The 21,857-nt window shown below is 63.8% G+C and carries 18 protein-coding genes and 1 pseudogene; 2 read left to right on the forward strand and 17 right to left on the reverse strand.

Going from position 1 to position 21,857, the window contains the following annotated elements; translation table 11 throughout:
* Window positions 1-49: 49 nt before the first annotated feature.
* The 5 genes and pseudogenes from ftsA to murB all read right to left on the reverse strand — a co-directional run bounded on the left by ftsA (window position 50) and on the right by murB (window position 4,723).
* On the reverse strand, window positions 50-1,372 hold the full coding sequence (gene ftsA / locus ABIE49_RS10615; RefSeq protein WP_192738062.1) for a cell division protein FtsA: 1,323 nt from the start codon (window positions 1,370-1,372) through the stop codon (window positions 50-52).
* Window positions 1,369-2,358 (reverse strand): cell division protein FtsQ/DivIB, encoded by a 990-nt coding sequence (locus ABIE49_RS10620; RefSeq protein WP_192738063.1) that lies wholly within the window; start codon window positions 2,356-2,358, stop codon window positions 1,369-1,371. The genes ftsA and ABIE49_RS10620 overlap by 4 nt, the downstream gene beginning before the upstream one ends.
* Window positions 2,298-2,631 (reverse strand): annotated as a pseudogene (locus ABIE49_RS10625) (D-alanine--D-alanine ligase); the annotation flags it as partial. The pseudogene ABIE49_RS10625 and the gene ABIE49_RS10620, both read right to left, overlap by 61 nt.
* 77 nt (window positions 2,632-2,708) lie before the next feature.
* The gene (locus tag ABIE49_RS10630; protein WP_192738064.1) at window positions 2,709-3,701 is read right to left on the reverse strand and encodes a D-alanine--D-alanine ligase family protein; all 993 of its coding nucleotides are present in this window, start codon (window positions 3,699-3,701) and stop codon (window positions 2,709-2,711) included.
* A gap of 101 nt (window positions 3,702-3,802) precedes the next feature.
* Window positions 3,803-4,723 carry a UDP-N-acetylmuramate dehydrogenase gene (murB, locus tag ABIE49_RS10635; protein WP_192738065.1) on the reverse strand — a complete coding sequence of 307 codons (921 nt, stop codon included), beginning with the start codon at window positions 4,721-4,723 and terminating at the stop codon, window positions 3,803-3,805.
* Between the two features lie 20 nt (window positions 4,724-4,743).
* Between murB and ABIE49_RS10640 the strand changes: the two genes are divergently transcribed.
* Window positions 4,744-5,079 (forward strand): GIY-YIG nuclease family protein, encoded by a 336-nt coding sequence (locus ABIE49_RS10640; RefSeq protein ID WP_192738066.1) that lies wholly within the window; start codon window positions 4,744-4,746, stop codon window positions 5,077-5,079.
* 56 nt (window positions 5,080-5,135) lie between these two features.
* On the opposite strand, the gene murC is transcribed toward ABIE49_RS10640, so the two are convergent.
* The 3 genes from murC to ftsW form a co-directional block, all read right to left on the reverse strand.
* On the reverse strand, window positions 5,136-6,539 hold the full coding sequence (gene murC / locus ABIE49_RS10645) for a UDP-N-acetylmuramate--L-alanine ligase (RefSeq protein WP_192738067.1): 1,404 nt from the start codon (window positions 6,537-6,539) through the stop codon (window positions 5,136-5,138).
* Between the two features lie 133 nt (window positions 6,540-6,672).
* Window positions 6,673-7,779 (reverse strand): undecaprenyldiphospho-muramoylpentapeptide beta-N-acetylglucosaminyltransferase, encoded by a 1,107-nt coding sequence (murG, locus tag ABIE49_RS10650; protein WP_192738068.1) that lies wholly within the window; start codon window positions 7,777-7,779, stop codon window positions 6,673-6,675.
* Between the two features lie 129 nt (window positions 7,780-7,908).
* Window positions 7,909-9,060 carry a putative lipid II flippase FtsW gene (gene ftsW / locus ABIE49_RS10655; protein WP_192738069.1) on the reverse strand — a complete coding sequence of 384 codons (1,152 nt, stop codon included), beginning with the start codon at window positions 9,058-9,060 and terminating at the stop codon, window positions 7,909-7,911.
* A 145-nt stretch (window positions 9,061-9,205) separates the two neighbouring features.
* Between ftsW and ABIE49_RS10660 the strand changes: the two genes are divergently transcribed.
* Window positions 9,206-10,552, forward strand: a complete 1,347-nt coding sequence (locus tag ABIE49_RS10660; RefSeq protein ID WP_192738070.1) for a GDSL-type esterase/lipase family protein — start codon at window positions 9,206-9,208, stop codon at window positions 10,550-10,552.
* A gap of 144 nt (window positions 10,553-10,696) precedes the next feature.
* Here ABIE49_RS10660 and ABIE49_RS10665 read toward each other — a convergent pair whose 3' ends face one another.
* The 9 genes from ABIE49_RS10665 to ftsL all read right to left on the reverse strand — a co-directional run bounded on the left by ABIE49_RS10665 (window position 10,697) and on the right by ftsL (window position 21,855).
* The gene (locus tag ABIE49_RS10665) at window positions 10,697-11,836 is read right to left on the reverse strand and encodes an oxidoreductase (protein WP_192738071.1); all 1,140 of its coding nucleotides are present in this window, start codon (window positions 11,834-11,836) and stop codon (window positions 10,697-10,699) included.
* A 52-nt stretch (window positions 11,837-11,888) separates the two neighbouring features.
* A complete protein-coding gene (locus ABIE49_RS10670; protein WP_192738072.1) occupies window positions 11,889-12,641 on the reverse strand; it encodes an SDR family NAD(P)-dependent oxidoreductase in 753 nt (250 codons plus the stop codon).
* Between the two features lie 115 nt (window positions 12,642-12,756).
* A complete protein-coding gene (locus ABIE49_RS10675; RefSeq protein ID WP_192738073.1) occupies window positions 12,757-13,965 on the reverse strand; it encodes an ABC transporter substrate-binding protein in 1,209 nt (402 codons plus the stop codon).
* A gap of 184 nt (window positions 13,966-14,149) precedes the next feature.
* Window positions 14,150-15,550 (reverse strand): UDP-N-acetylmuramoyl-L-alanine--D-glutamate ligase, encoded by a 1,401-nt coding sequence (murD, locus tag ABIE49_RS10680; RefSeq protein WP_192738074.1) that lies wholly within the window; start codon window positions 15,548-15,550, stop codon window positions 14,150-14,152.
* A 4-nt stretch (window positions 15,551-15,554) separates the two neighbouring features.
* Entirely contained in the window at window positions 15,555-16,661 is a 1,107-nt protein-coding gene (gene mraY / locus ABIE49_RS10685; protein ID WP_192738075.1) for a phospho-N-acetylmuramoyl-pentapeptide-transferase, read from the reverse strand.
* Window positions 16,662-16,826: 165 nt separating this feature from the next.
* Entirely contained in the window at window positions 16,827-18,209 is a 1,383-nt protein-coding gene (locus tag ABIE49_RS10690; protein ID WP_192738076.1) for a UDP-N-acetylmuramoyl-tripeptide--D-alanyl-D-alanine ligase, read from the reverse strand.
* A complete protein-coding gene (locus ABIE49_RS10695; protein WP_192738077.1) occupies window positions 18,206-19,663 on the reverse strand; it encodes a UDP-N-acetylmuramoyl-L-alanyl-D-glutamate--2,6-diaminopimelate ligase in 1,458 nt (485 codons plus the stop codon). The genes ABIE49_RS10690 and ABIE49_RS10695 overlap by 4 nt, the downstream gene beginning before the upstream one ends.
* Before the next feature lie 45 nt (window positions 19,664-19,708).
* Window positions 19,709-21,466, reverse strand: coding sequence for a peptidoglycan D,D-transpeptidase FtsI family protein (locus ABIE49_RS10700; protein WP_192738078.1), 1,758 nt, complete (start codon window positions 21,464-21,466; stop codon window positions 19,709-19,711).
* On the reverse strand, window positions 21,463-21,855 hold the full coding sequence (ftsL, locus tag ABIE49_RS10705; RefSeq protein WP_192738079.1) for a cell division protein FtsL: 393 nt from the start codon (window positions 21,853-21,855) through the stop codon (window positions 21,463-21,465). Before ftsL ends, ABIE49_RS10700 begins: the two co-directional genes overlap by 4 nt.
* Window positions 21,856-21,857: the final 2 nt, after the last annotated feature.

A 21,857-nucleotide genomic window follows, 5' to 3' on the forward strand; every position in this document is an offset into this window, starting at 1 on the left:
GGTGCAGAAGTTGGTGAATGTGAATGTCGTTTGGTATGAAAACCGGTCATCAGAAGCCCTCTCGAAGCCATCGTCCGACCCTTCCGAAATAGCCGTCAGTCCCTGTCCTGAGCTGCCGCGTATGCCGCGGTTCGACGTGTTCGAGGTGTGCGTATTGCGGATAGACCAGAAGGCCCGCAGGCACCGCGAACGAAGCGCTCTTGGCCTCGTTGGGCAGCCGGCCGAAGCCGAGCGGGCGACCGATGCGGACCGGCCGGTTGAGAATGCGGGTGGCGAGTTCGACGGTACCGGTGAGCTGGGACGCGCCGCCGCTCAGGACAACCCGCGCCCGCGGCTCTGCCGCAAAGGGGGAATCCGCGAGCCGGTCCCGGACCATTTCAAAGATCTCCTCGGCGCGATGCCGGACGATGTTCGCGATCGTGGCGCGCGAGACGATCTGCGGCGCATCGCGCTCGTCATCGCCTGCGGTCGGTACGGACATCAGCTCGCGCGCGTCTGACCCGCCGGTCAGCACGGTGCCGTATAAGGTCTTGATTCGCTCGGCATCCGCAATGCATGCGCCGACGCCGCGTGCAAGATCCATCGTCATGTGTTGCCCGCCGACCGCAAACCCCGAGGCGTGCACAAAGCGTCCTGCCGAATAGGTCGCGATCGTGGTCGATCCGGCGCCCATCTCGACCACCGCGGCGCCGATGTCGGCTTCGTCGTCGGTGAGTACCGAAAGGCCCGCCACATATGGACTTGCCGCCATGGCCTCAACGTTGAGATGGCAGCGTTCGACCACCAGCATCAGGTTCTTGGCCACCGTCGCATCCGCCGTCACGACGTTCATGTCGACGCCGAACTGCCGCGCCACCATGCCGCGGGGATCGCGGATGCCCTTGACGCCATCCAGCGTGTAGCTGACCGGCAGCGCGTGCAGCACGGTGCGGCCTTCGCCGGTGGCGTGGCGCATGCCGGTGGACGTCACGCGGGTGACATCTTCCGAGGTGACCGAACCGCCTCTGATATCGGCGGCGGCTTCGACCAGCTGGCCCTGCAGCCGGCCGCCGGAGACCGACAGCAAAACGGATTCGACGCGGACCTTGGCCATGCGTTCGGCCAGCGCTACCGCCTGGCGCACGGCCTGTTCGCATTCGGCCAGATCGACCACCGCGCCGGCCTTGACGCCGCGCGACTGGATCTGGCTGTAACCGATCAGCTCAACCGCGTGGCTGCGGCCGCGCAGTGCCTCGTTCGGCGGCGACGGCTTCAGCCGCGCGATCATGCAGGCGATCTTGCTGGTGCCGATGTCGAGCGAAGCCACCAGCGCGGTGCGCTTCTGCGCCATCGGCCGCGTCTTCGGGGTCTGATTGCGATCGAGGCCGGTCATGCTGCGTCACCGGCTTTTTTCTTGGTCTTCTTGTCCTTGAACAGCTCCTCGCGGGCCTTCGCCGCGTCTTCGGACAACAGCACCGTCAGCCGGTCCGGCAGGCGCATGTCGACCACGACGATGTCGCGGGAGAACAGCCTGTCCTCCTTGTCGAGCTTGCTCAGCAGCGCCAGCGCATTGCCGACGTCGTGTTCCGGCAGGCGGATATCGAGACCGTCCTTGAGGCGCAGGTTCCAGCGCCGTTCGCCGACATAGATCGCAGCCTTGGTCACGCTGCGGACCTGCGGATAGCGATCCAGCAGCGCCAGGAAGTCGCGCGCCTTGTCGGCGGCGCCCTTGCCCACTACCAGCGGCAGCGAGATGAAGCGCCGCGACATATAGGGTTCGAGCACCGCGCCATCCTCGGCGATGACGGACAGCCGGCCGTCCTGCTGCCACAGCGCGAACGCGGTACGCTCGACGATGTCGATCTGCAGCCGGCCGGGATAAAGCTTCAGGATCGCGGCGTCCGATATCCAGGGATTGGTCTTGAGCTTGTCGCGCACCGTGGCGGCATCGAGGAACAGCAGCGAGGAGCGGCCATTAACGCCGCCGATCGCGAGCACTTCATCCTGGCTCAGCTGCTTGCGGCCGTTGATGGCCACTTCGGTGATGCGGAAGCCGGCCGAATTCGCCAGCGCGTTGCGGGTATCGCTGAGCGCACCGACGAACTCATCGACATGGCCGCCCTTGACGACACCAAGCGACACGCTGCCGAGCAGCATCAGCACGGTCAGGGCGACGCCGGCACGGTTCGGCAGGTAACGTTCGAGCAGAAGGATCAGGCGGTTCGGCGGTTCGCGGTCGATCACCCGCTTCGCCCGCACGCGGGCACGAAGGCCCAGCCGCTCGCGCAACAGCACGACCGCTCCGATAGCGGCGGCTTTCAGGTCAGCTTGGGGCCCCAGCGATCGCAGCGATCGAGCGAGGCGTCCTGCACCATCCATTGCACGAGCTCGTCAAAAAGTTGTTCCCGCAAAAAGGCTTGCGGGCTCTGGCGCACGTGATGTCTCGGTGATGCCGGGATGGGTTAAGACCTCGGTTGTGAGGAGGCCATTTTTCCCTCGATGCGATCGTCGAAGCGGAAATCCGCAACAGCTTACGCCCCGGCAGCCAAGCGCCACATGCGCCGCCAGCGTTAACCTTCGGACTTCCTGGTAAACAAAGGGTAAATCTGGCCGGTCAGAGGCGTGTTTTGCGCAGCCTTGTGAGTAGTTTGCCGGGCATTGGTTAGGATTTTAGTAATATTTCATCCGGCCGGGGCGGGTTCCCTCACGTGACGCATTAACTTGGCGAATCACCCCCGCCTGTCGACACGCTTCTCGGCCAGTACGATCTGGTCGCGCAGGAAATCGGAAAAATCGATTCCCTGGGCCTTCAGCGCCTTCGGATAGAGCGAGGCTGCGGTCAGTCCCGGCAAGGTATTGGTCTCGAGATAAACCAGCCCCTTGGCCGAGACGATGAAATCGCTCCGGGAATAGCCGCTGCACGAGAGTGCCCGGTGCGCCCGGTGCGCCTGATCCATCAGCTCAGCGGTAATCGCGGGCGAAAACCGGCCCGGACAGATCTCCTGGGTCGATTTGAGCAGATACTTGGCCGTGTAATCGAACGCGCCCTCGCCCGGGATGATCTCGACCGGCGGCAGCGCCATGATGGCGCCGTCGGAGCGTTCCAACACGCCACAGGTGGCTTCGACGCCGGAAACGAATGCCTCGATCAGATATTCCTCCGACTTGGCGGCATTCCGGACCGCGACGAGGTCCTGCTTGGCGTTGACGAAGATCAGGCCGTAGCTCGATCCGTCCCGCGCCGGTTTCGCAATCAGCTTGCCGTATTCGGCAAACGCGGCATCGATATCGTCGAGCGCGATGCCTACCGGCGTCTCCACGCCCGCAATCGCCGCAAAGCGCTTGGCCGCGGTCTTGTCGAAGGCCAGATTTGAGGACGCCGAGCCGGAGCCCGTGAACGGAATGCCGCGCATTTCGCACATCGCCTGCAGTTCACCGTTCTCCGCCCTGCCCCCGTGCAGGCCGAGCACCAGCACGCGATCTTCGGCTTTTGCTTTATCGAGCGCCGCTTCCAGCGCGATGCCGCGATTGCCGGGCTCGAACTCGTCCTCGAACGGCCGCTGATGACTAAGCAGGGCTTCCGACTTTACGTCGTGCACGGTGTCGGCGACGTGCCAGAACCACAGATCCGCCTCCGGCAAGGCACGATGCAGCGCCTGCGCGCTCGCCACCGAAACCAGCCGCTCCTTGTTGGTGCCGCCGAAGAGAATGGTAATCCGCATCAGCCTTGCCCTGCTCCTTCGTCATTCCGGGATGGTCCGAAGGACCAGACCCGGAATCTCGAGATTCCGGGTTCGATGCTTTGCATCGCCCCGGAATGACATTAGACCGGAATCCCGATCCGCTTGATTTCCCAGTGTAACTCGATTCCGGAGTTTTCCTTAACCCGCGCGCGCACGGTTTCGCCCAGCGTTTCAATGTCATGCCCGGTCGCGTTGCCAATATTGATCAAGAAGTTGCAGTGCATTTCCGACACCTGTGCGCCGCCGACGCGCAAGCCGCGGCAGCCGGCGGCATCGATCAACTTCCAGGCGCTGTTGCCGGGCGGGTTCTTGAAGGTCGAACCGCCGGTCTTTTCGCGGATCGGCTGCGCGGTCTCGCGATGGGTCTGCACTTCCTCCATCCGCGCCCGGATGGTTTCGGGCGCGGCAATGGCGCCGCGGAAACGCGCGGAAGTGAAGATGATGGAGGGATCAACGCCGCTGTTGCGATAGACGAACTTCATGTCGGCATTGGTGAAGGTGTGCTTCGTGCCGTCGCGGCCGATGCCGGTGGCCTCGATCAGGACGTCCTTGGTCTCGCTGCCGTTGGCGCCGGCATTCATGCGCAGCGCGCCGCCGATCGTGCCGGGAATGCCGAACAGGAATTCCATGCCGCCGATAGTGGCTGATGCCGCGGTTTCCGCCACGCGCTTGTCGAGCGCGGCGGTGCCCGCGACCACAATGTCACCTTCGGCGCTGATGTCGCCGAACGCGCGCGGCGACAAGCGGATCACGACGCCGGGAATGCCGCCATCGCGCACGATCAGGTTGGAGCCAACGCCGACGACATAGACCGGCAATTCCTGCGGCAAGTTCTTCAGGAAGTACGCGAGATCGTCTTCATCCGACGGCGTGAACAGCACCTGCGCCGGACCGCCGACGCGAAACCAGGTGAGCTCCGCCAGCGACTGGTTCGCCAGCAGCCGCCCGCGCAGGTCGGGCATCGCGGTCTTGAGATCGGGGGTGATGTCGGGGAAGGTCACGACAGCTCTCTCAACTCGTCATGGCCGGGCTTGTCCCGGCCATCCACGTCTTGCAGACTACCCGCATGGCAGGCGGCTATGTTTACATTCTGACCAACCGTCCGAATGGCATCCTTTATGTCGGCGTGACAAGCGATCTTGTCCGCCGAATATTTGAGCATCGCTCGGGATTCGTCGACGGCTTTACCAAGCGATACGGCTTGACGCGGCTGGTCTATTTCGAGCAATTCGACGACATCCGGGACGCCATCCAGCGCGAGCATAATATCAAGCATTGGTCGCGTGCCTGGAAGGTTCGAACTATTATCGCTGCAAATCCAGATTGGGACGACCTCTATCCGACGATCACGCAGTAAAGACGTGGATGGCCGGGACAAGCCCGGCCATGACGGCTCTAGGGTCGCCTGGCCCCTCACCCCAGCGCCTTCAATTCGCCGGGCAGCGCGTAGGCCCATTGGGTGATGTTGCCGGCGCCGAGGCAGACCACGTAGTCGCCATTGCCGGCGATGCCGCTGATCACCTTGGCCAGTTCGGAAGAATTTTGCAGCGGAATGACCTCGCGATGGCCGTGCGCGCGCAGGCCGAGCACGAAATGGTCGCGGTCGATTCCCTCGATCGGCGCCTCGCCGGCCGGATAGACTTCGGCGACAACGACCGCATCGGCGTCGTTGAAGCAGGTACAAAATTCCTCGAACAGCGATTGCAGCCGGGTGAAGCGATGCGGCTGCACCACGGCGACGATCTTGCCGTTGGTGGATTCGCGCGCCGCCCTCAATACCGCTGCGATCTCGACCGGGTGATGGCCGTAATCGTCGATGATGGTGACGCCGTTCCATTCGCCGGTCTTGGTAAAGCGCCGCTTGACGCCGCCAAAGCCCGCCATCGCCTTGCGGATCACCTCGCCGGAAATGCCGAGTTCATGCGCCACCGCGATCGCCGCCGTCGCATTCGATGCGTTGTGGCGTCCCGGCATCGGCAGCATGATGTCGGATATCTCGTGCGTGGCGCCGGTCTTGCGGTTGCGGAACACGACCTTGAACTTCGAGCCGCCGCCCATCGGCGTGAGATCGACCAGCCGCACGTCAGCCTGCGGGTTCTCGCCATAGGTGATGATGCGGCGATCCTCGATCTTGCCGACCAGGGTCTGCACCACGGGATGATCGGTGCACATCACGGCAAAGCCGTAGAATGGCACGTTCTCGACGAAATTGCGGAATGCATCCTGGATCGCCTCGAAAGTATTGAAGTGATCGAGATGTTCGGGATCGATGTTGGTGACGATCACGACATCGGACGGTAGCTTCAGGAACGTGCCGTCGCTCTCGTCGGCTTCCACCACCATCCAGTCGCCCGCGCCCAATCGCGCGTTGGAGCCATAGGCATTGATGATGCCGCCATTGATCACGGTCGGATCGAGGTCACCGGCGTCGAGCAGCGTCGCGACCATCGTCGTCGTCGTGGTCTTGCCATGGGTGCCTGCGATTGCGACGCAGCTTTTCAGCCGCATCAGTTCGGCCAGCATTTCGGCGCGGCGCACCACGGGAATGCGCTGGGCACGCGCCGCCATCAGTTCGGGATTGTCGCGCTTGATCGCGGTCGAGACCACGACAACGTCAGCGCCGTCGACATTCTCCGCCTTGTGGCCGACCGAGACTGATATGCCCTTGTCGCGCAGCCGCGTGACGTTGCCGCTTTCGGAGGCGTCCGAACCCTGCACGGTATAGCCGAGATTGCTCAGGACTTCGGCAATGCCGCTCATGCCGATGCCGCCGATCCCGACGAAGTGGATGGGTCCGATCTCGCGCGGCAGTCTCATTGCATTCTCACCTTCGTCATGCCCGGGCTTGTCCCGGGCATCCACGTCTTGTTCTCACTGACTTATGAAAGACGTGGATGGCCGGGACAAGCCCGGCCATGACGTTGAAGCGCCCAAAATTCATCGTTTCCGCCTAGATTCGGGCAACTTTCTGCACCAGATCGGCCAGCCGCTCGGCAGCGTCCAGCCTGCCCACGGTGCGGGAGGCGGCGGCCATCTCGGTCAGCTTCGCCGGCTCGGCGGCGAATGCGGAGATTTCAGCAGCCAGGCGGTCCGGCGTGAATTCCGCCTGCGCGATGCGCAGCGCGCCCCCGACGTTGGCCAGCACGCCGGCATTGGCGAACTGGTCCTGATCGATCGCGCCGGGCAGCGGCACCAGAATCGAGGGCCGGCCGATCGCGGCGAGCTCGGCCACCGTGCCGGCGCCGGAGCGCGAGACCACCAGATGGCTGGAAGCCAGCCGCGCCGGCAGATCGCTGAAGAACGGCGCCAGTTCGGCGTTGATCTTGAGCCGGTCATAGACCGCGCGCACCCGCGCCATGTCTTCTTCGCGCACTTGTTGCGTCAGCATCAGCCGGCTCCACAGCACCGGCTCCAGCCGTTCGATCGCCGGCGGCACGATGTCGCTCATCACGCGCGCGCCCTGGCTGCCGCCGACCACCAGCAACCGAAGCGGTCCGTTCGCCTCCGGCGAAGCAAAGGGAATCGCGGCGGCGGCCAGGATCGCCGGACGCATCGGCGTGCCCACCGTCGTTGCCTTGCTTGCCAGCGCCGGATCGCGGTCGAGCACGCCCGGCAGCGAGGTCGCGATCGCGTTGACACGGCTTGAGAGAAACCGGTTGGCGCGGCCGAGCACCGCGTTGGCGTCGTGGATGAGGCTGGGCACGCCGAGCAATCGGGCCGCCACCAGCGGCGGCAGCGTCGGATAGCCGCCGAAGCCGATCACAGCCGATGGCTTCAGCCGCCGCACCAGGTTGAGCGCGATGAGGCCGCCATAGCCGAGCATGACAGCGGTGCGCGCCAGCGAGATCGGATCGCGGCCACGCACGGTCTCGCTCGGCACCACGTCGATATTGTCATTGGCCCTGGAGAACAGGCCGCTGTAGCGCAGCGCGCGGGCGTCGGTCGCGAGCCGCACGCGAAAACCGCGTTTGATCAGCTCGACGCCGAGCGCTTCGGCCGGAAATAAATGGCCGCCGGTGCCGCCGGCCGCGAGTAGGATCAGAGGTGAAGTATTCATGGGAATTCTTCTATAGCCAATCAGCCGTCATTGCGAGCGCAGCGAAGCAATCCATAGCGCTGCATAACGGATGGGTGGATTGCTTCGTCGCTTCGCTCCTCGCAAATGACGAGGAGGAAGCTTCAGCGCCTAGGCGTAGCTCCGCACCGAATTGGCATTGTTCTGCGACTCGATCTCGGTGCGCGGCCGCTGCCGCGTCAGCGCCAGCATCATGCCGACGCCGTAGGCCAGCGAGAGGAACGAGGAGCCGCCATAGGAGATGAACGGCAGCGTCATGCCCTTGGCGGGGATCAGCTGCAAATTGACCGCCATGTTGATGGCGGCCTGCACGCCGAACAGGATGGCGAGGCCGGAAGCGGCAAACCGGGAGAACATGTCCTCGCTGGCATAGGCGCGCAGCAATGTGCGGATCACGACAAAGGCGAACAATGCGACCAGCGCCAGACACAGGATGATGCCGAACTCTTCCGCCGCCACCGCGAACACGAAATCGGTGTGGCTGTCCGGCAGGCTGCGCTTGGCGATGCCTTCGCCGGGCCCGAGCCCGAACCAGCCGCCGTTCCAGAATGCATCCATCGCCATGTCGAGCTGGAACGTATCGCCCGAGCCGGGATTCATGAATCGCTTGATGCGGTGCGCGACGTGCGGCACCAGCAGATACGCGCCGAACAATCCGGCTGCGGCGGCGCCGGCAAGACCGGCCACCCAGATCATCCGCATGCCCGCGATGAAGAACAGCGCGCCCCACACCATCAGGATCAGCATGGTCTGGCCGAAATCTGGCTCCATCACCAACAGCGACACCAGCAGCAACAGCAGCACCATCGCCATCGAGGTCGCCGGCATCTCCGGACGCTTGGTCGATTCCGCAAACAGCCACGCCGCGATCACGACGAAAGCCGGCTTGGCGGATTCGGAGGCCTGGATGTTGACGCCGAGCAACGTGATCCAGCGCCGCGACCCCTTGACCTCGGCGCCGAACACCAGCGTCGCCACGATCAGCACGATCGAGACCGCAAATACCAGCAGCGCCCCACGGCGGATGTTCTTCGGGGACATGAAGGATACCCCGATCAGCACGATGAAGGACGGCAGCAGGAACATCACGTGCCGGTTGAAGAAATGGAAGGGATCGAGCCCGATCCTTGTCGCCACCGGCGGGCTCGCCGCCAGCGACAGGATGAGGCCGCCCACGACCAGCGCGATGATCGCCGCGAGCAGCAGTCTATCCACGGTCCACCACCATTCCGAGAACGGGGTGCGTTGGTCACGGGCGAGCATGGGCGTCCCCAAATGGCAGAGGTCTCCCATTGGTGGCGGAGGATGGTTTCCAAGGGGTTAATGGGGTCCGTCAAATTTTCGGTTTCACCAACTGCGCCCTTGGCTTTAGGGTATGCTCCCAAAATCATAAGGCTTGGGAGGAACCGTGCATTCACTTACCGGTATCGTCATGGCATCGCTGTTGGTCGCATCGCTTCAGACGGCGTCTGCCAAGGATAATGAGAACTGGGTGGTGTCGTGGACGGGTTCGGTCCAGGGCCCCTATCCTGTCGGCAACCCGTCCGCCCAGCCCGACCAGAAATTTGCGTTCCCCGATCCTGCGGCCGGCGCGCGGGATCAGACCTTTCGCCTGATCGTGCGGCCCGATCTGTGGGGCCGCCAGGCTCGGCTTCGTTTCAGCAATGCGTTCGGCACCAAGCCCGTGACGTTCGACGGCGTTTGTGCCGGCCTGCAATTGGGCAGCGCGGCGCTCCTCCGCGGCTCCAATCGCCTGGTGACGTTTGGCGGCAAGACTTCCGTCACCGTTGCGCCCGGCGATTCGGTCTGGAGCGACGCCGTCACGCTGCCGTTCGCAGGGCAGCCCGACCAGCTCGCCGGCCGCCGCCTCGCGGTCAGCTTTCACATCGCAGGCGAAAGCGGCCCGATGACCTGGCACGCCAAGGCGCTGACGACGTCTTACGTCACCGCACCCGGTGCGGGACCCAAGGGCACGTTGGAGGACGAGGCGGCATTTCCGTATACGACCGCGTCGTGGTTCTTCCTCGATGCGATCGAGATGACGGCACCGACCGACGCCTTCGCCATCATGGCCTTCGGCGATTCCATCACCGACGGCACGGCGTCCACCATGAACGGCGACGACCGCTGGCCCAACGTGCTGTCGCGCCGCCTCAAGGCAATCCATGGCAACAAGGTCGCGGTGGTGAACGGCGGCATCGGCGGCAACCAGATCGCCGGGCCTGCCGAGTATGGCCCGGGCAAACCGTTCCCCGGCGGTCCTGCTTCGGGCCAGCGGCTCGAGCGCGACGTGCTCTCGCTCTCCGGCATCTCCAGCCTGATCTGGCTGGAAGGCATCAACGATTTCAGCAAGAACGGCAACGCCGAAAGCGACAAGGTCATCGCCGCCATGAAGGACGGCGTCGCCCGGTTGCGCGCGAAATGGCCGCACGTCCGCGTATTCGGCGCCACGGTGACGACAGCATTGGGAAGTTCCAGCGCGGCGCATGGTTTCGCCGAACAGGACGCCAAGCGCAAAGCACTGAACGACTTCATCCGCACGTCAGGCACATTCGACGGCGTGATCGATTTCGACAAGGCGACCCTCGATCCGCAATCGGGCGGCCTCAAGCCGGAGTTCGTCCCCGACAGCACCACCGGCGGCGCCGGCGACAAGCTGCATCCCAATCGCACGGGTTATCTGGCAATGGGCCAGGCGATCGACCTGGATTTGTTCAAGCCGGTGCGCGCCGGCCGGAGTGCGAAGAAGCAATAGCCGCTTCAACCACCGGCTTCACACCCGACAGCGACCGCGCCGAGGTCTGGAGCCCCGTTCCGATTGAATCGGAACAGGGCTCCAGATTCCTGATTTGACGCGTCTTCTTGACGCGAACCGGTGTCCACTTGGCTGGAAAACGCTCTAAAGGCGGGGGATCCAACCTGGACGGCTCAACAAATATTCGACCATTCGCGGCGGAATGCTCAGGGCTTTGGCTATCTCGCGTTCATCCTTCGGCAGTCCCGCAATGATTGATGCCTCATTCTTGCTTCGGACCTTGGAAAGCCACTCCGGATCAACCACCACGGCGCGTCCTACCGCAACCAGATCAGCTCCCATTGCGATCGCCCCTTCAGCATCCTTGCACGTTTTAATCCCACCGCTGGCCATGACTGCGCTGCGGCCCGCTATAATGCGGGCAAATTCCGTGATTGGATTCTCTGCAGGGGCGCAATTCTCCTCGACCGGACCATTATAAACACGGGTCTCTCGCTGAGGTCGGCTCTTCCGATAGTCATCAAGCGAAATGGAGATGTAGTCGAGATCCAGCCTGGCAAGCTCATTACAAAGCAGTTTGGCGTCCTCAAGCGTATAACCGTCCGGCTCGGCCTCAAACGGCGTAACGCGAAACCCTGCAATCAGCTTTGGACCGAGGACGTCGCGAACGGCCTGCGCGACAGCGAGAGGAAAGTTCATACGTTTTGAAAGCGTTCCTCCCCAATGATCAACGCGATGATTGGCCCGAGGTGAAAAAAACTGATGAATCGCGTAATGGTTAGCTCCGTGAATCTCGACGCCGTCGAAACCGGCTTTTCGCGCGAGGGAAGCGGCCTCTCGAAAGCTCGCGATCAGGCTTCCAACCTCATCTGATGTCATCGCCCTTGGCGTCTTTGCTCCGGGCCGCAACGATGCAACCGCAGACGGCGCACGCAGACATTGCTCACCTATCAACTCGGGCTTTGCGATGCGGCCACCGTCATATATCTGGAGGATCGCAAGACCTCCTGTGGCATGCATTGCTTCAGCGAGCCGACGGAGGCCAGGCAGGTGTCCATCATGTGTCGCACCTGTTCCCTGCCACGAGCGCCCGTTCTGTTCGACGTAAGTGGCGGAAGAAATGGTCGCGCCGAATCCGCTGGCGACTCGCCGACGGACGAATTCGAGTTCGTGTTCGGTAGCCGTCCCCTCTTCATGGGAAGAATCGGTTGTCAGCGGAGCAATCGCAAACCGATTTGCCATCGCTTGTCCGCTGTTGAACCTGAAAGGAGACCAAACGACCATCGATCGAACCTCGGTTATTCTTCAAGCTGGGCGGCATCGAATGGAAGCCCGTCTAGTGGAAGATGCGTCCGGAGTCGATGACGACAGTCTGGCCGGTCATGGTCTCGGTGCGGCACATGGCGACAACCATGTCGGCGCAGTCGTCCTTGTCGGCCGGCTTCTTCAGAAGCGAGGCCGATGCGGAGCGCTCGACCTGCTCGGGCCGGAGGTTCGCTGTCGCGCGGGTGCCGTCCAAGAGACCCGGTGCCACGCAGTTGACAAGCGTCTCGGGCGCCAGCGCCACCGCCATGCAACGCGTCAAGTGAATCAGTCCCGCCTTCGACACGGCATAGGCGATCGAAGAACCGGTTGGGTTGAGCCCTGCTACCGAAGCGACGTTGACAATGCGGCCTCGCCCCTGGGCCTTCATGATGGGGGCTACCGCCTTGGTCAGGCGCATCGGCCCCGTCAGGTTGATGGCCATGACCTTGTCCCATACCTCCTGGGTCAGATTGTCGAGATCGCCGAACGGGATCGAGACGTTGTAAGCGGCGTCATTGATCAGAATATCCAGGCGGCCGAAGGCCTGCGTTACCTCGCCGACCAGCCGATCGACAGCCGCACCGTCGGTTATGTCACAAGCGAAAGCTTGAGCGTTGATTTGATAGCGCGACGTCAGTTCGCTGGCGACGCTTTCCGCCTGGTCCCGGCTGCGCGCGTACATGACAGCCACATGTGCACCCTCCTGCGCGAGCGCGTGGCAGATGCGCTGCCCCAGTCCACCATTGCCGCCCGTCACCAGTGCAACCATGCCCTTCAGATCCATCGCTTCTCTCCTTCAAATGCGCATGCGCCGGTCCGCGCGGGATTCCAGGGCCCGCGATAGATACATGAGGTCGGCGGCGCGTTGATATCAGGCTCGGCTTTCGCTGGGTATCGCCTCAGCGCTTCACCAACGGGCAAGCGCTCTCGCTCAGCGGCCGCGCCGCTTGCTCAGCCGGCACCGTGGCAAGGAGCTTGAGATAATCGAACTGGTATTTGGATTCCGAGGGCTTCTTCACCTGCAGCAGATAATATGGCCGCATCACACGTCCATCCTCGCGCACCGTGCCCTTGGTGTAGAAGTCGTCGATCGGCAGTTCCTTCATCTTGGCGACGACCTGGGTCGCATCGGTCGTACCGGCTGCCGCCACCGCCTTGAGGTAATGCAGCGTGGCCCCGTAGGTCCCGGCATGGATCATGCTCGGCGGCTTCCCGGCGTTCCGGGCGATCAGGCGTTTGGTCCAGGCACGGGTCGCGTCGTCGAGGTCCCAGAAGAAAGTCTCGCTCGCGGTCAGGCCCTGCGCCGCTTCGAGGCCAAGGGCGTGGGTGTCCGGAAACTGCAGCAGGAGTGCTGCCACGCGCTGGTCGCCTTTGCGGCCGAGGCCGAATTCCCCGGCCTGCTTGATCGCGTTGATGGTGTCGCCGCCGGCGTTCGAGAGCGCGACGATCTTGGCCTTGGAGGCTTGCGCCTGCAGCAGGAAGGACGAGAAGTCGGCGGTGTTGAGCGGATGGCGCACGGCCCCCAGCACCTTGCCGCCTGCTGCCGTGACGAACGTCGAGGTGTCCTTCTCGAGGGCATGCCCGAATGCGTAGTCAGCGGTGATGAAAAACCAGCTATCGCCGCCTTGCTTCACCAACGCCTGGCCGATCGTCGCCGCAAGACCGTAGGTGTCGAAGCTCCAGTGCACGCCGTGCGCCGAACAGGCTTTTCCGGAGAGATCCGACGTCGCGGCGCCGGTGTTGATATCAACGGCGTCGCGCGTGCGCGTTATCTCTCGCACGGCGAGCCCCACGGCCGAATTGGGAACGTCGAGGATGAGTTTGACGCCCTCATTCTCGATCCACTGCCGCGCGATGTTGGCGCCGATGTCGGGTTTGTTCTGGTGGTCGGCGAAGATGACTTCGATTGGCCGGCCCAGCACCTTGCCGCCGAAATCCTCGACCGCCATGCGCGCGGCATGGACCGAGCCCATGCCGGACAGATCCGCGTACAGTCCCGTCTGATCGTTGAGAACACCGAGCTTGACCGGTTGCTGCGCGACCGCGGAGGCGGTCAGCCCCGCTCCCGACAACAGGAGCACGAGCGCGGCGATCATATTGCGACGCATGAAGAGCCTCCCCTTTTTCGTGACGACCGCTTGATGCCGGTCGTCTTGACATGATGGTACAGGGGAAGCGCATCGCTGGAAAGCGAAGCGCCGGCTTTTGTTTCCGTGCCGCGCATCGTGTTGCAGGGCAGCGAGGCGCGGTTGAAGGTGGTGACCGGCGCATCGCCACGCGGCGGCGATAATTTCACACCACCGGCTTGACGCCGGGCATCGCCGTGACGAGATCGCGGAATTTGGCGCCGCGGATTTCGAAGTTGCGGTACTGGTCGAACGAGGCGCAGGCTGGCGACAGCAGCACGACGGGGTCGGTGAGGCCCGAGGCTTCGGCGTCGCGCGCGGCGCTGGCGACGGCGACGTCGAGCGTCTGCGAAATCTCGTGCGGCACGCGGGTGCCAAGCGTGCCGGAAAACTCCTGCGCGGCTTCGCCGATCAAATAGGCTTTGCGGATGCGCGGGAAATATTCGGTGAGGCTGGTAATGCCGCCGAGTTTCGGCTTGCCGCCGGCGATCCAGAAGATATCGCCAAAGGACGACAGCGCATGCGCCGCCGCGTCCGCATTGGTGCCTTTTGAATCATTGACGAACAGAACGTTACCGCGGCGGCCGACCTGCTCCATGCGGTGCGCGAGACCCGGAAAACTGCGCAGGCCGTTCTGCAGGGTGTCGGTCGAAATCCCCATCGCCAGCGCGCAGGCCGCGGCGCAGGCCGCGTTCTGTGCGTTGTGCAGGCCACGCAATGAACCGATGCCGCCGAGCTTTGCGATTTCGCTCCGCGCGCCGCCGGACGCCCGAACGATGGTTTCGCGCTCGATATAGACGCCGTCGGGCAGCGGGTTTCTCACGGAGATGCGCACCACGCGCTTGCCGGCCTGATCGAGCCGGTCGGCGATGTTGCGGCACCAGCCGTCGTCGACGCCGACGATGGAGGTGCCCTGCGGCTGCACGCCCGCGACGAGCCGCGCCTTCACCGCCGCGTAGTGCTCCAGCGTGCCGTGGCGATCGATATGGTCTTCGCTGACATTGAGCAGAATGCCGACGGACGGATCGAGCGAGGGCGCCAGATCGATCTGATAGGACGACATCTCGATCACATGCACCCGCCCCATCCGCGGCGGCTCCAGCGACAGGATCGCGGTGCCGATATTGCCGCCCATCTGGGTATCGTAACCGGCAACCTTCATCAGGTGCGCGATCAGCGCCGTCGTGGTGGATTTTCCGTTGGTGCCGGTGATCGCGACGAACGGCGCATCGGGCGCGTGGCGCCTTCGTTCCCTGCAGAACAATTCGATGTCGCCGATCACCTCGACGCCGGCCTGCCGCGCCATCAGCACGGACCAATGCGGCGCCGGATGGGTCAGCGGCGCGCCGGGCGTCAATATCAGCGCGGCGAAATTATCCCAGGGGATGCTGCGCAAATCGGCGGTGATGAAGCCGTCCTGCGCCGCCTTGGCGACATTGTCGGCGTTGTCATCAGCGGCAATGACTTCGGCGCCACCCGCCTTCAGTGCATGACAGCTCGCGAGGCCGGAACCGCCGAGGCCGAATACGGCGACTGTCTTGCCTGCGAAGGAAGTGACCGGGATCAAATTATCACCGCAGCTTCAGCGTGGAGAGGCCGGCCAGCGCCAGCATCACCGAGATGATCCAGAACCGGATCACGATCTGCGGTTCGGTCCAGCCCTTCTGCTCGAAATGATGATGCAGCGGCGCCATCCGGAACACGCGTTTTCCGGTCAGCTTGAACGACACCACCTGCACGATCACGGAAACCGCTTCCAGCACGAACAGGCCGCCGATCACGGCCAGCACGATCTCGTGTTTGACCGCAACCGCGGTCGCGCCCAGCATGCCGCCAAGCGCGAGCGAGCCGGTGTCGCCCATGAAGATCGAGGCCGGCGGCGCGTTGAACCACAGGAATCCCAATCCGGCGCCGAGCACCGCGCCGCACAGCACGGCAAGCTCACCAGTGCCGGCGACGTATCTGATCTGCAGATAGTCGGAGAACACCGCGTTGCCGGTCAGATAGGCGATCATGCCGAAGCTCGCGGCGGCGATCATCACGGGGACGATCGCAAGACCGTCGAGACCGTCGGTCAAATTGACCGCGTTGCCGGCGCCGACGATGACGAAGGCGCCGAAGATCACGAAGAACCAGCCGAAATTGAACACCATGTCCTTCAGGAATGGAATCGCGAGCGAGGTCGAGGTCACGTCGCGCCCCAGCCGCACCAGCGCGTAACAGGCGATCAGCGCGATCACGCCTTCGATGGCGAGACGAAACTTGCCGGCAAAACCGCTATGGGTCTGTTTCGTCACCTTCAGATAATCGTCATAGAAGCCGACGAAGCCGAAACCGAGCGTCACCGCGAGCACGATCCAGACATAGGGATTGAGCGGGTTGGCCCAGAGCAGCGTCGAGACGACGAGGCCGGACAGGATCATCAGCCCGCCCATCGTCGGCGTGCCCTTCTTGGCGATGATGTGCGACGCCGGACCGTCGGTGCGGATCGGCTGGCCCTTGCCCTGCCGCAGCCTTAAGTGATCGATGATCCAGGGGCCGAACAGGAACACGAACAGCGCGCCCGTCACCATCGCCCCGCCGGTGCGGAAGGTGATGTAGCGGAAGACGTTGAGGAGGCCGCGCAAAAAGGAGAAAGCGGGGACGGTGTTGGAAAGCTCGATCAGCCAGTAAAACATTCAATATGCCCTGTTGCGGCCTGGTTGCGCCGTCTTGCCGGGTAAGCGCATTGCAAGCGCGTTGACAATCGTTTTCATCCTAGAAACCAAGCAAATCTTGGTCACGATCGCGGCGGCGGTTGCGCGAATCACCACGGAAATCACGGGTGGGTCAGCCCGGCCAGTTTACGCTTTTGCCTGCAAGGCAGCCAGCAGCTTGGGCACAAACTTGTTGACCCAGAACATCTTTTTGCTGCCCTTGACCACCACGACGTCACCACTTTGCAACAATGCGGCGATTTTCTGCGGGTCGAGCGTGGCGGGGTCGTCGTGCCAGCCGAGGGCGCTATTGGGCGGCAGCAGGTCGTAGAGATGGCGCATCAGCGGGCCGACACAAAAGACGCCGTCGATGCCGGGCAGGTCCCTGGCCAGCCTGACATGATAGGCGGGCGCGTCGGGGCCGAGCTCCAGCATGTCGCCCATGATGGCGATGCGCCGGCCTGACTTGACCGGCCGCGCCTTGAGACTGTCGAGCGCCGCGACCATGCTGGCCGGATTGCCATTGAAACTGTCGTCGATCACGGTGACGCCGGCGGCGGTCTGCTCCACCCCGCGCCCGGTCATGATGCCGACCTTGCCGAGCTCTTTGGCCAGCGCCGCTTCATCGAGGCTGGCGGCATGGATCGATGCCAGCGCGGCCAGCGCGTTCTGCAGACGATGCGGCGCGCCCGGCGTCAGGTCGAATGCGACCTGTTTGCCGCCGACTTGCACTGACACGTCCCAGCTTTCGCCATGCGGGCTGTGTTTCAACTCGTGCACTTCCGAGCCACTGCCGAAGCGGACAAGCTTGCCGTTCCATTCCGGCGCTTCGACGTCGGTCGGCAGCACCAGCACGCCATCTTTTGGCAGGCCTTGCGCGATGCTCACCTTCTCGCGCCGGATCGCCTCCAGGCTGCCGAGCTTTTCCAGATGCACGGGCTGGACGTTGACCACCAGCGCCACGGTCGGCTGCGTCAGCTCGCTGAGCCGTGCGATTTCGCCGGTCTGGTTCATGCCCATTTCCACCACCCACAGCGAGGCGCTCGGGCTGGCGTTGCACAGCGTCAGCGGCACGCCCCAGAAATTATTGAAACTGCTCGGGCTGGCATAGGCGGCAGGGTAAGCGGCGAGATATTCCTTGGTGCTGGTCTTGCCGGCGCTGCCGGTGAGGCCGATCACCGGGCCCTTGAACCGCGCCCGCGCCGCGCGCGCCAATCCCCAGAGACCATCGATCAGCGTGTCCCTGACGATCAGCTGCGGAACACTGACGCCTTCGATCCTGTGCGGCACGATCATCGCCACCGCACCGGCGGCTTCCGCCTTGTCGGCGAATTCCCAGCCGTCGCGCGCGCTGGCGAAGCTCGAAATGAAGCCGCCACTCGGCGTGCCGCTGAGCGCCACGAACAGGCATCCGGGTTTCACCAATCGGCTGTCCTGCGTGACGAAATCGATCGCGGTGTCGGGAAATGTTCCGGAGAGCCCCAGCGCTTTTGCTGCTTCTGCAATCGTCCACAAAGGCGCAGCGCTCATGTCGTCCTCTCCGCCAGCGCGGCTGCCACCGCGTCGTGATCACTGAATGGTAGCGTCTTGTCGCCGACGATCTGGCCGGTCTCGTGACCCTTGCCCGCGATCAACAGCGCGTCGCCCGGCTGCAACGCCGCAATCCCGGCCTTGATGGCTTCCGCCCGATCGCCGATGTCCGTGGCGCCTTTGGCTGCATCCAGAATGGCGGCGCGGATTTTTTCCGAATTCTCGCTGCGCGGATTGTCGTCGGTGACGATGACGCCGTCGGCGTTCTCGGCCGCGATCGCGCCCATCAGCGGACGCTTGCCGGCGTCGCGGTCGCCGCCGCAGCCGAACACCACGACCAGCCTGCGTTTTGCATAAGGCCGCAGCGCCTGCAGCGCCTTGGCCAGCGCGTCCGGCTTGTGCGCGTAGTCGACGAAGATCGGCGCGCCATTATGTTCGCCGACCTGCTCGAGGCGGCCCTTGGCGCCTTCGAGATGTTCGAGGCCGGCGAGCACCGCCGCAGCCTCGCTGCCGGTGCCGATCGCCAGCCCCGCTGCGACCAGCGCATTCTCGATCTGGAATTCGCCGACCAGCGGCAGCTTGATCATGTGCTTGCGCCCGCGATGTTCGAGCGTCAGCTTCTGCGCAAAACCATCGACGATCGCTTCGACCAGACGGATGCCCTCGCCCGCACCATCAGCGTTGCGGCCGATGGCGATGATCCGCAGTTTCCGTTGCCGCGCGGCGTCGATCACCTGTTGCGAGCAATCATGATCGGCCGAGATCACAGCGGCGCCATCGGCCACGACGAGATCGCGGAACAGCCGCAGCTTGGCGCCGAGATAATGCGCGACGTCGGGATGATAATCCATGTGGTCGCGCGTCAGGTTGGTAAAGCCACCGGCGGCGATGCGCACGCCATCGAGCCTGTATTGGTCAAGCCCGTGCGACGAGGCTTCAAAGGCAAGATGGGTGACGCCATCGCCGGCGATCTCGTCGAGCTGGCGATGCAGGGCGATCGGATCCGGCGTCGTCAGCGAGCCGTAGACGGTGCGCTTCGGCGAAACGAGACCAATGGTGCCGATGCTGGCGGAGGCGTGGCCGAGCCGTTGCCAGATCTGGCGCGTGAACGCCGCCACCGAGGTTTTTCCACTCGTGCCGGTGACGGCCGCGATTGTCTGAGGCTGCTTCGGATAAAATCGCGCCGCCGCCAGCGCCAGCGCACGGCGCGGATTTGGCGTCGTGACAAACGGCACGCTGCAATCCTTGGCGGGATGATCGCCTGCGATCGCGACCGCGCCAGCGGCAATGGCTGAATCGACAAAGCGCGAACCATCGGTCTTGCTGCCGGCGAGCGCGAAGAACAGATCGCCCGGCTTCACCGCGCGGCTGTCCACCGCCAGGCCCTTCACGTCGATCGCTTCCGCCTGCGGCTCGATCGCGGCATCACTGCTGAAGAGGTCGCGAAGTCTCATGGTCTTCCAGTCCGGCGCAGCAAAGGTGCTGCGTGATCTTACGCCTTACTGGGTTGTCTTCGATGCCGCAAGAATGAGGCGATCCGACGTCGGCAGATCGAAGCGCGGTTCGACGCCCAAAAGCGGTCCGATTCGGGCGATCACCTTGCCGCCGGTCGGCACCGTGTTCCAGCCGGAGGTGATGAAACCATGGGTTTCCGGCAGCGCCTTGGGCTCGTCCAGCATGATCAGCAGCTGATATTGCGGGTTGTCGGCCGGGAAGATTGCGGTGAAGGAATTGAGCACCTGCTTCTTGGAATAGCGGCCATTGACCACCTTTTCCGAGGTGCCGGTCTTGCCGCCGATGTAATAGCCCTTCACGTCGGCCTTCTTGGCGGTTCCGATCTCGGCGTTGAGCCGCATCAGATAGCGCATCTTGTCCGACGTTTCGGTCTTGAGCACCTTCTTGCCGATCGCCTTGGCCTCTTCCTCCGAGCGCTTGAGGAAGGTCGGCGGGATCAGATAGCCGCCGTTGACGACCGCGTTGATGCCCATCACCGCCTGCAGCGGCGCCACCGCAATGCCGTGCCCGAAGGAAATGGTGATGGTGTTGAGTTCACCCCAGCGCTTCGGCACGATCGGTGACGTGCTTTCCGGCAATTCGGTGCGCAGCCGATCCATCTGGCCGAGCTTTTTCAGGAACGCCTTGTGCGCCTCGACGCCCTGCCCCAGCGCAATCTTGGCCGCGCCGACGTTCGAGGAAAACGTGAATACTTCCGACAGCGTGATCGAACGGCCGACGGGGTGCGTGTCGTGGATGGTGAACTTGCCGTATTTCAGCACACCTCGCCCGTCGTACAGCGTGTTGAGGTTGGCCTTGCCGGAATCCAGCGCCATCGCCAGCGTCAGCGCCTTGAAGGTTGAACCCATCTCGAACACGCCCGTGGTCAGGCGGTTGATGCGCTCGGGGTCGTGCGCCTCCTTCGGGTTGTTCGGGTCGAAATCCGGCAACGACACCAGGGCGACGATCTCGCCGGTCCTGACGTTGGAAACCAGGCCGGAAGCGGCCTTGGCCTTGTACTTCTCCTTGGCCTTCAACAATTCGTCGCGCAGCGCGTGCTCGACGCGCAGGTCGATCGACAGCTCCACCGGCCGCTGCAGCCGATCGGTGGCAAAGCCGGCGCGGTGCAGGTCGGCCAGCCCGTTATTGTCGAGCCATTTCTCCATCCCGGCGATGCCCTGGTTGTCGATGTTGACCAGGCCGATCAGATGCGCGACCGCAGCGCCGGTCGGATAGACGCGCTTGTTCTCGCGCAGGAAGCCGATGCCGGGAATGCCGAGGCGATGAATGGCCTGCTGCTGCTTCGACGTGATCTCGCGCTTCAGCCACACAAAGCCCTTGCGCGACGACAACCGCTCGCGGACCTCGGTCGTGTCGAGATCGGGCAATGTCGCGGTCAGAAGCTCGATCGCCTCGTCCTTGTCGATGATGCGGCGCGGTTCGCCGAACAGGCTCGGCGACTTGACGTCGGTCGCCAGTACCTCGCCGTTGCGATCCACAATGTCGGGCCGCGCGGTCGCGATCGCGTCCCGCGAGCCGGTGCGGGCTGCATTGTGGCTGTCGGCGCCGATCGCAAACATGACAAGTCGTCCGGCAATGATGGCGTACACCAATGCGAACGCCAGCACGGCTAATCCGACACGCGCGCGCGCCTTCGCCGCGCGATCAACATTGCGCCCGTAGAGCAGGCTGCGAATCAGCCGCTGCCGCCAGGGCTCGGCAGGCTTTGCAGGTCTGGTGGTGGCAAGCGCCTGATCGGTCATTGCTGAGCTCCCGGCGCGGGCACCGAGCCGGTCACGGTCGGCGCATCAGTGGCAGCCTCGATGGTATTGATCATCGCGCCGATCGGATCGGGCGCGCCTGGCCTGGCAAAGCTGGGCGGCCGTTCCGGCAGGTTCTTCAACTGGTCATATTGCGTGGCGACCAGCGACTTCAGCGGCAAATGCCGGTCGGCAAGGCCCTGCAGCCGCAGCGGCGCGTCGAGCTTGGCCCATTCGGCGCGGAGCGCGGCAATGGCGTCGCGCTGCTCGCGGATTTCTGCATTCAGCCGCAGCACGCGCTCGGTGCGCGAGGTCGATTCCATCTTGATCCGGTAGACATAGGAGGCGGCGAACACCAGCATGCCGATCACGAGGAGGTGGATGATCCGCATGG

Source organism: Bradyrhizobium sp. OAE829 (genome assembly GCF_040546575.1).
Classification (GTDB): Bacteria; Pseudomonadota; Alphaproteobacteria; order Rhizobiales; family Xanthobacteraceae; genus Bradyrhizobium.

What these genes read in the sequence shown, in the direction of transcription:
- ftsL (WP_192738079.1), bottom strand. Translation starts at nt 21,855, where the DNA reads ATGCGGATCATCCACCTCCTCGTGATCGGCATGCTGGTGTTCGCCGCC.
- ABIE49_RS10675 (WP_192738073.1), bottom strand. Translation starts at nt 13,965, where the DNA reads ATGCGTCGCAATATGATCGCCGCGCTCGTGCTCCTGTTGTCGGGAGCG.
- ABIE49_RS10665 (WP_192738071.1), bottom strand. Translation starts at nt 11,836, where the DNA reads ATGGTCGTTTGGTCTCCTTTCAGGTTCAACAGCGGACAAGCGATGGCA.
- ABIE49_RS10700 (WP_192738078.1), bottom strand. Translation starts at nt 21,466, where the DNA reads ATGACCGATCAGGCGCTTGCCACCACCAGACCTGCAAAGCCTGCCGAG.
- ABIE49_RS10690 (WP_192738076.1), bottom strand. Translation starts at nt 18,209, where the DNA reads ATGAGCGCTGCGCCTTTGTGGACGATTGCAGAAGCAGCAAAAGCGCTG.
- ABIE49_RS10670 (WP_192738072.1), bottom strand. Translation starts at nt 12,641, where the DNA reads ATGGATCTGAAGGGCATGGTTGCACTGGTGACGGGCGGCAATGGTGGA.
- ABIE49_RS10695 (WP_192738077.1), bottom strand. Translation starts at nt 19,663, where the DNA reads ATGAGACTTCGCGACCTCTTCAGCAGTGATGCCGCGATCGAGCCGCAG.
- ABIE49_RS10640 (WP_192738066.1), top strand. Translation starts at nt 4,744, where the DNA reads ATGGCCGGGCTTGTCCCGGCCATCCACGTCTTGCAGACTACCCGCATG.
- ABIE49_RS10620 (WP_192738063.1), bottom strand. Translation starts at nt 2,358, where the DNA reads ATGGATGGTGCAGGACGCCTCGCTCGATCGCTGCGATCGCTGGGGCCC.
- ABIE49_RS10630 (WP_192738064.1), bottom strand. Translation starts at nt 3,701, where the DNA reads ATGCGGATTACCATTCTCTTCGGCGGCACCAACAAGGAGCGGCTGGTT.
- ftsA (WP_192738062.1), bottom strand. Translation starts at nt 1,372, where the DNA reads ATGACCGGCCTCGATCGCAATCAGACCCCGAAGACGCGGCCGATGGCG.
- mraY (WP_192738075.1), bottom strand. Translation starts at nt 16,661, where the DNA reads ATGTTTTACTGGCTGATCGAGCTTTCCAACACCGTCCCCGCTTTCTCC.
- murG (WP_192738068.1), bottom strand. Translation starts at nt 7,779, where the DNA reads ATGAATACTTCACCTCTGATCCTACTCGCGGCCGGCGGCACCGGCGGC.
- ftsW (WP_192738069.1), bottom strand. Translation starts at nt 9,060, where the DNA reads ATGCTCGCCCGTGACCAACGCACCCCGTTCTCGGAATGGTGGTGGACC.
- murC (WP_192738067.1), bottom strand. Translation starts at nt 6,539, where the DNA reads ATGAGACTGCCGCGCGAGATCGGACCCATCCACTTCGTCGGGATCGGC.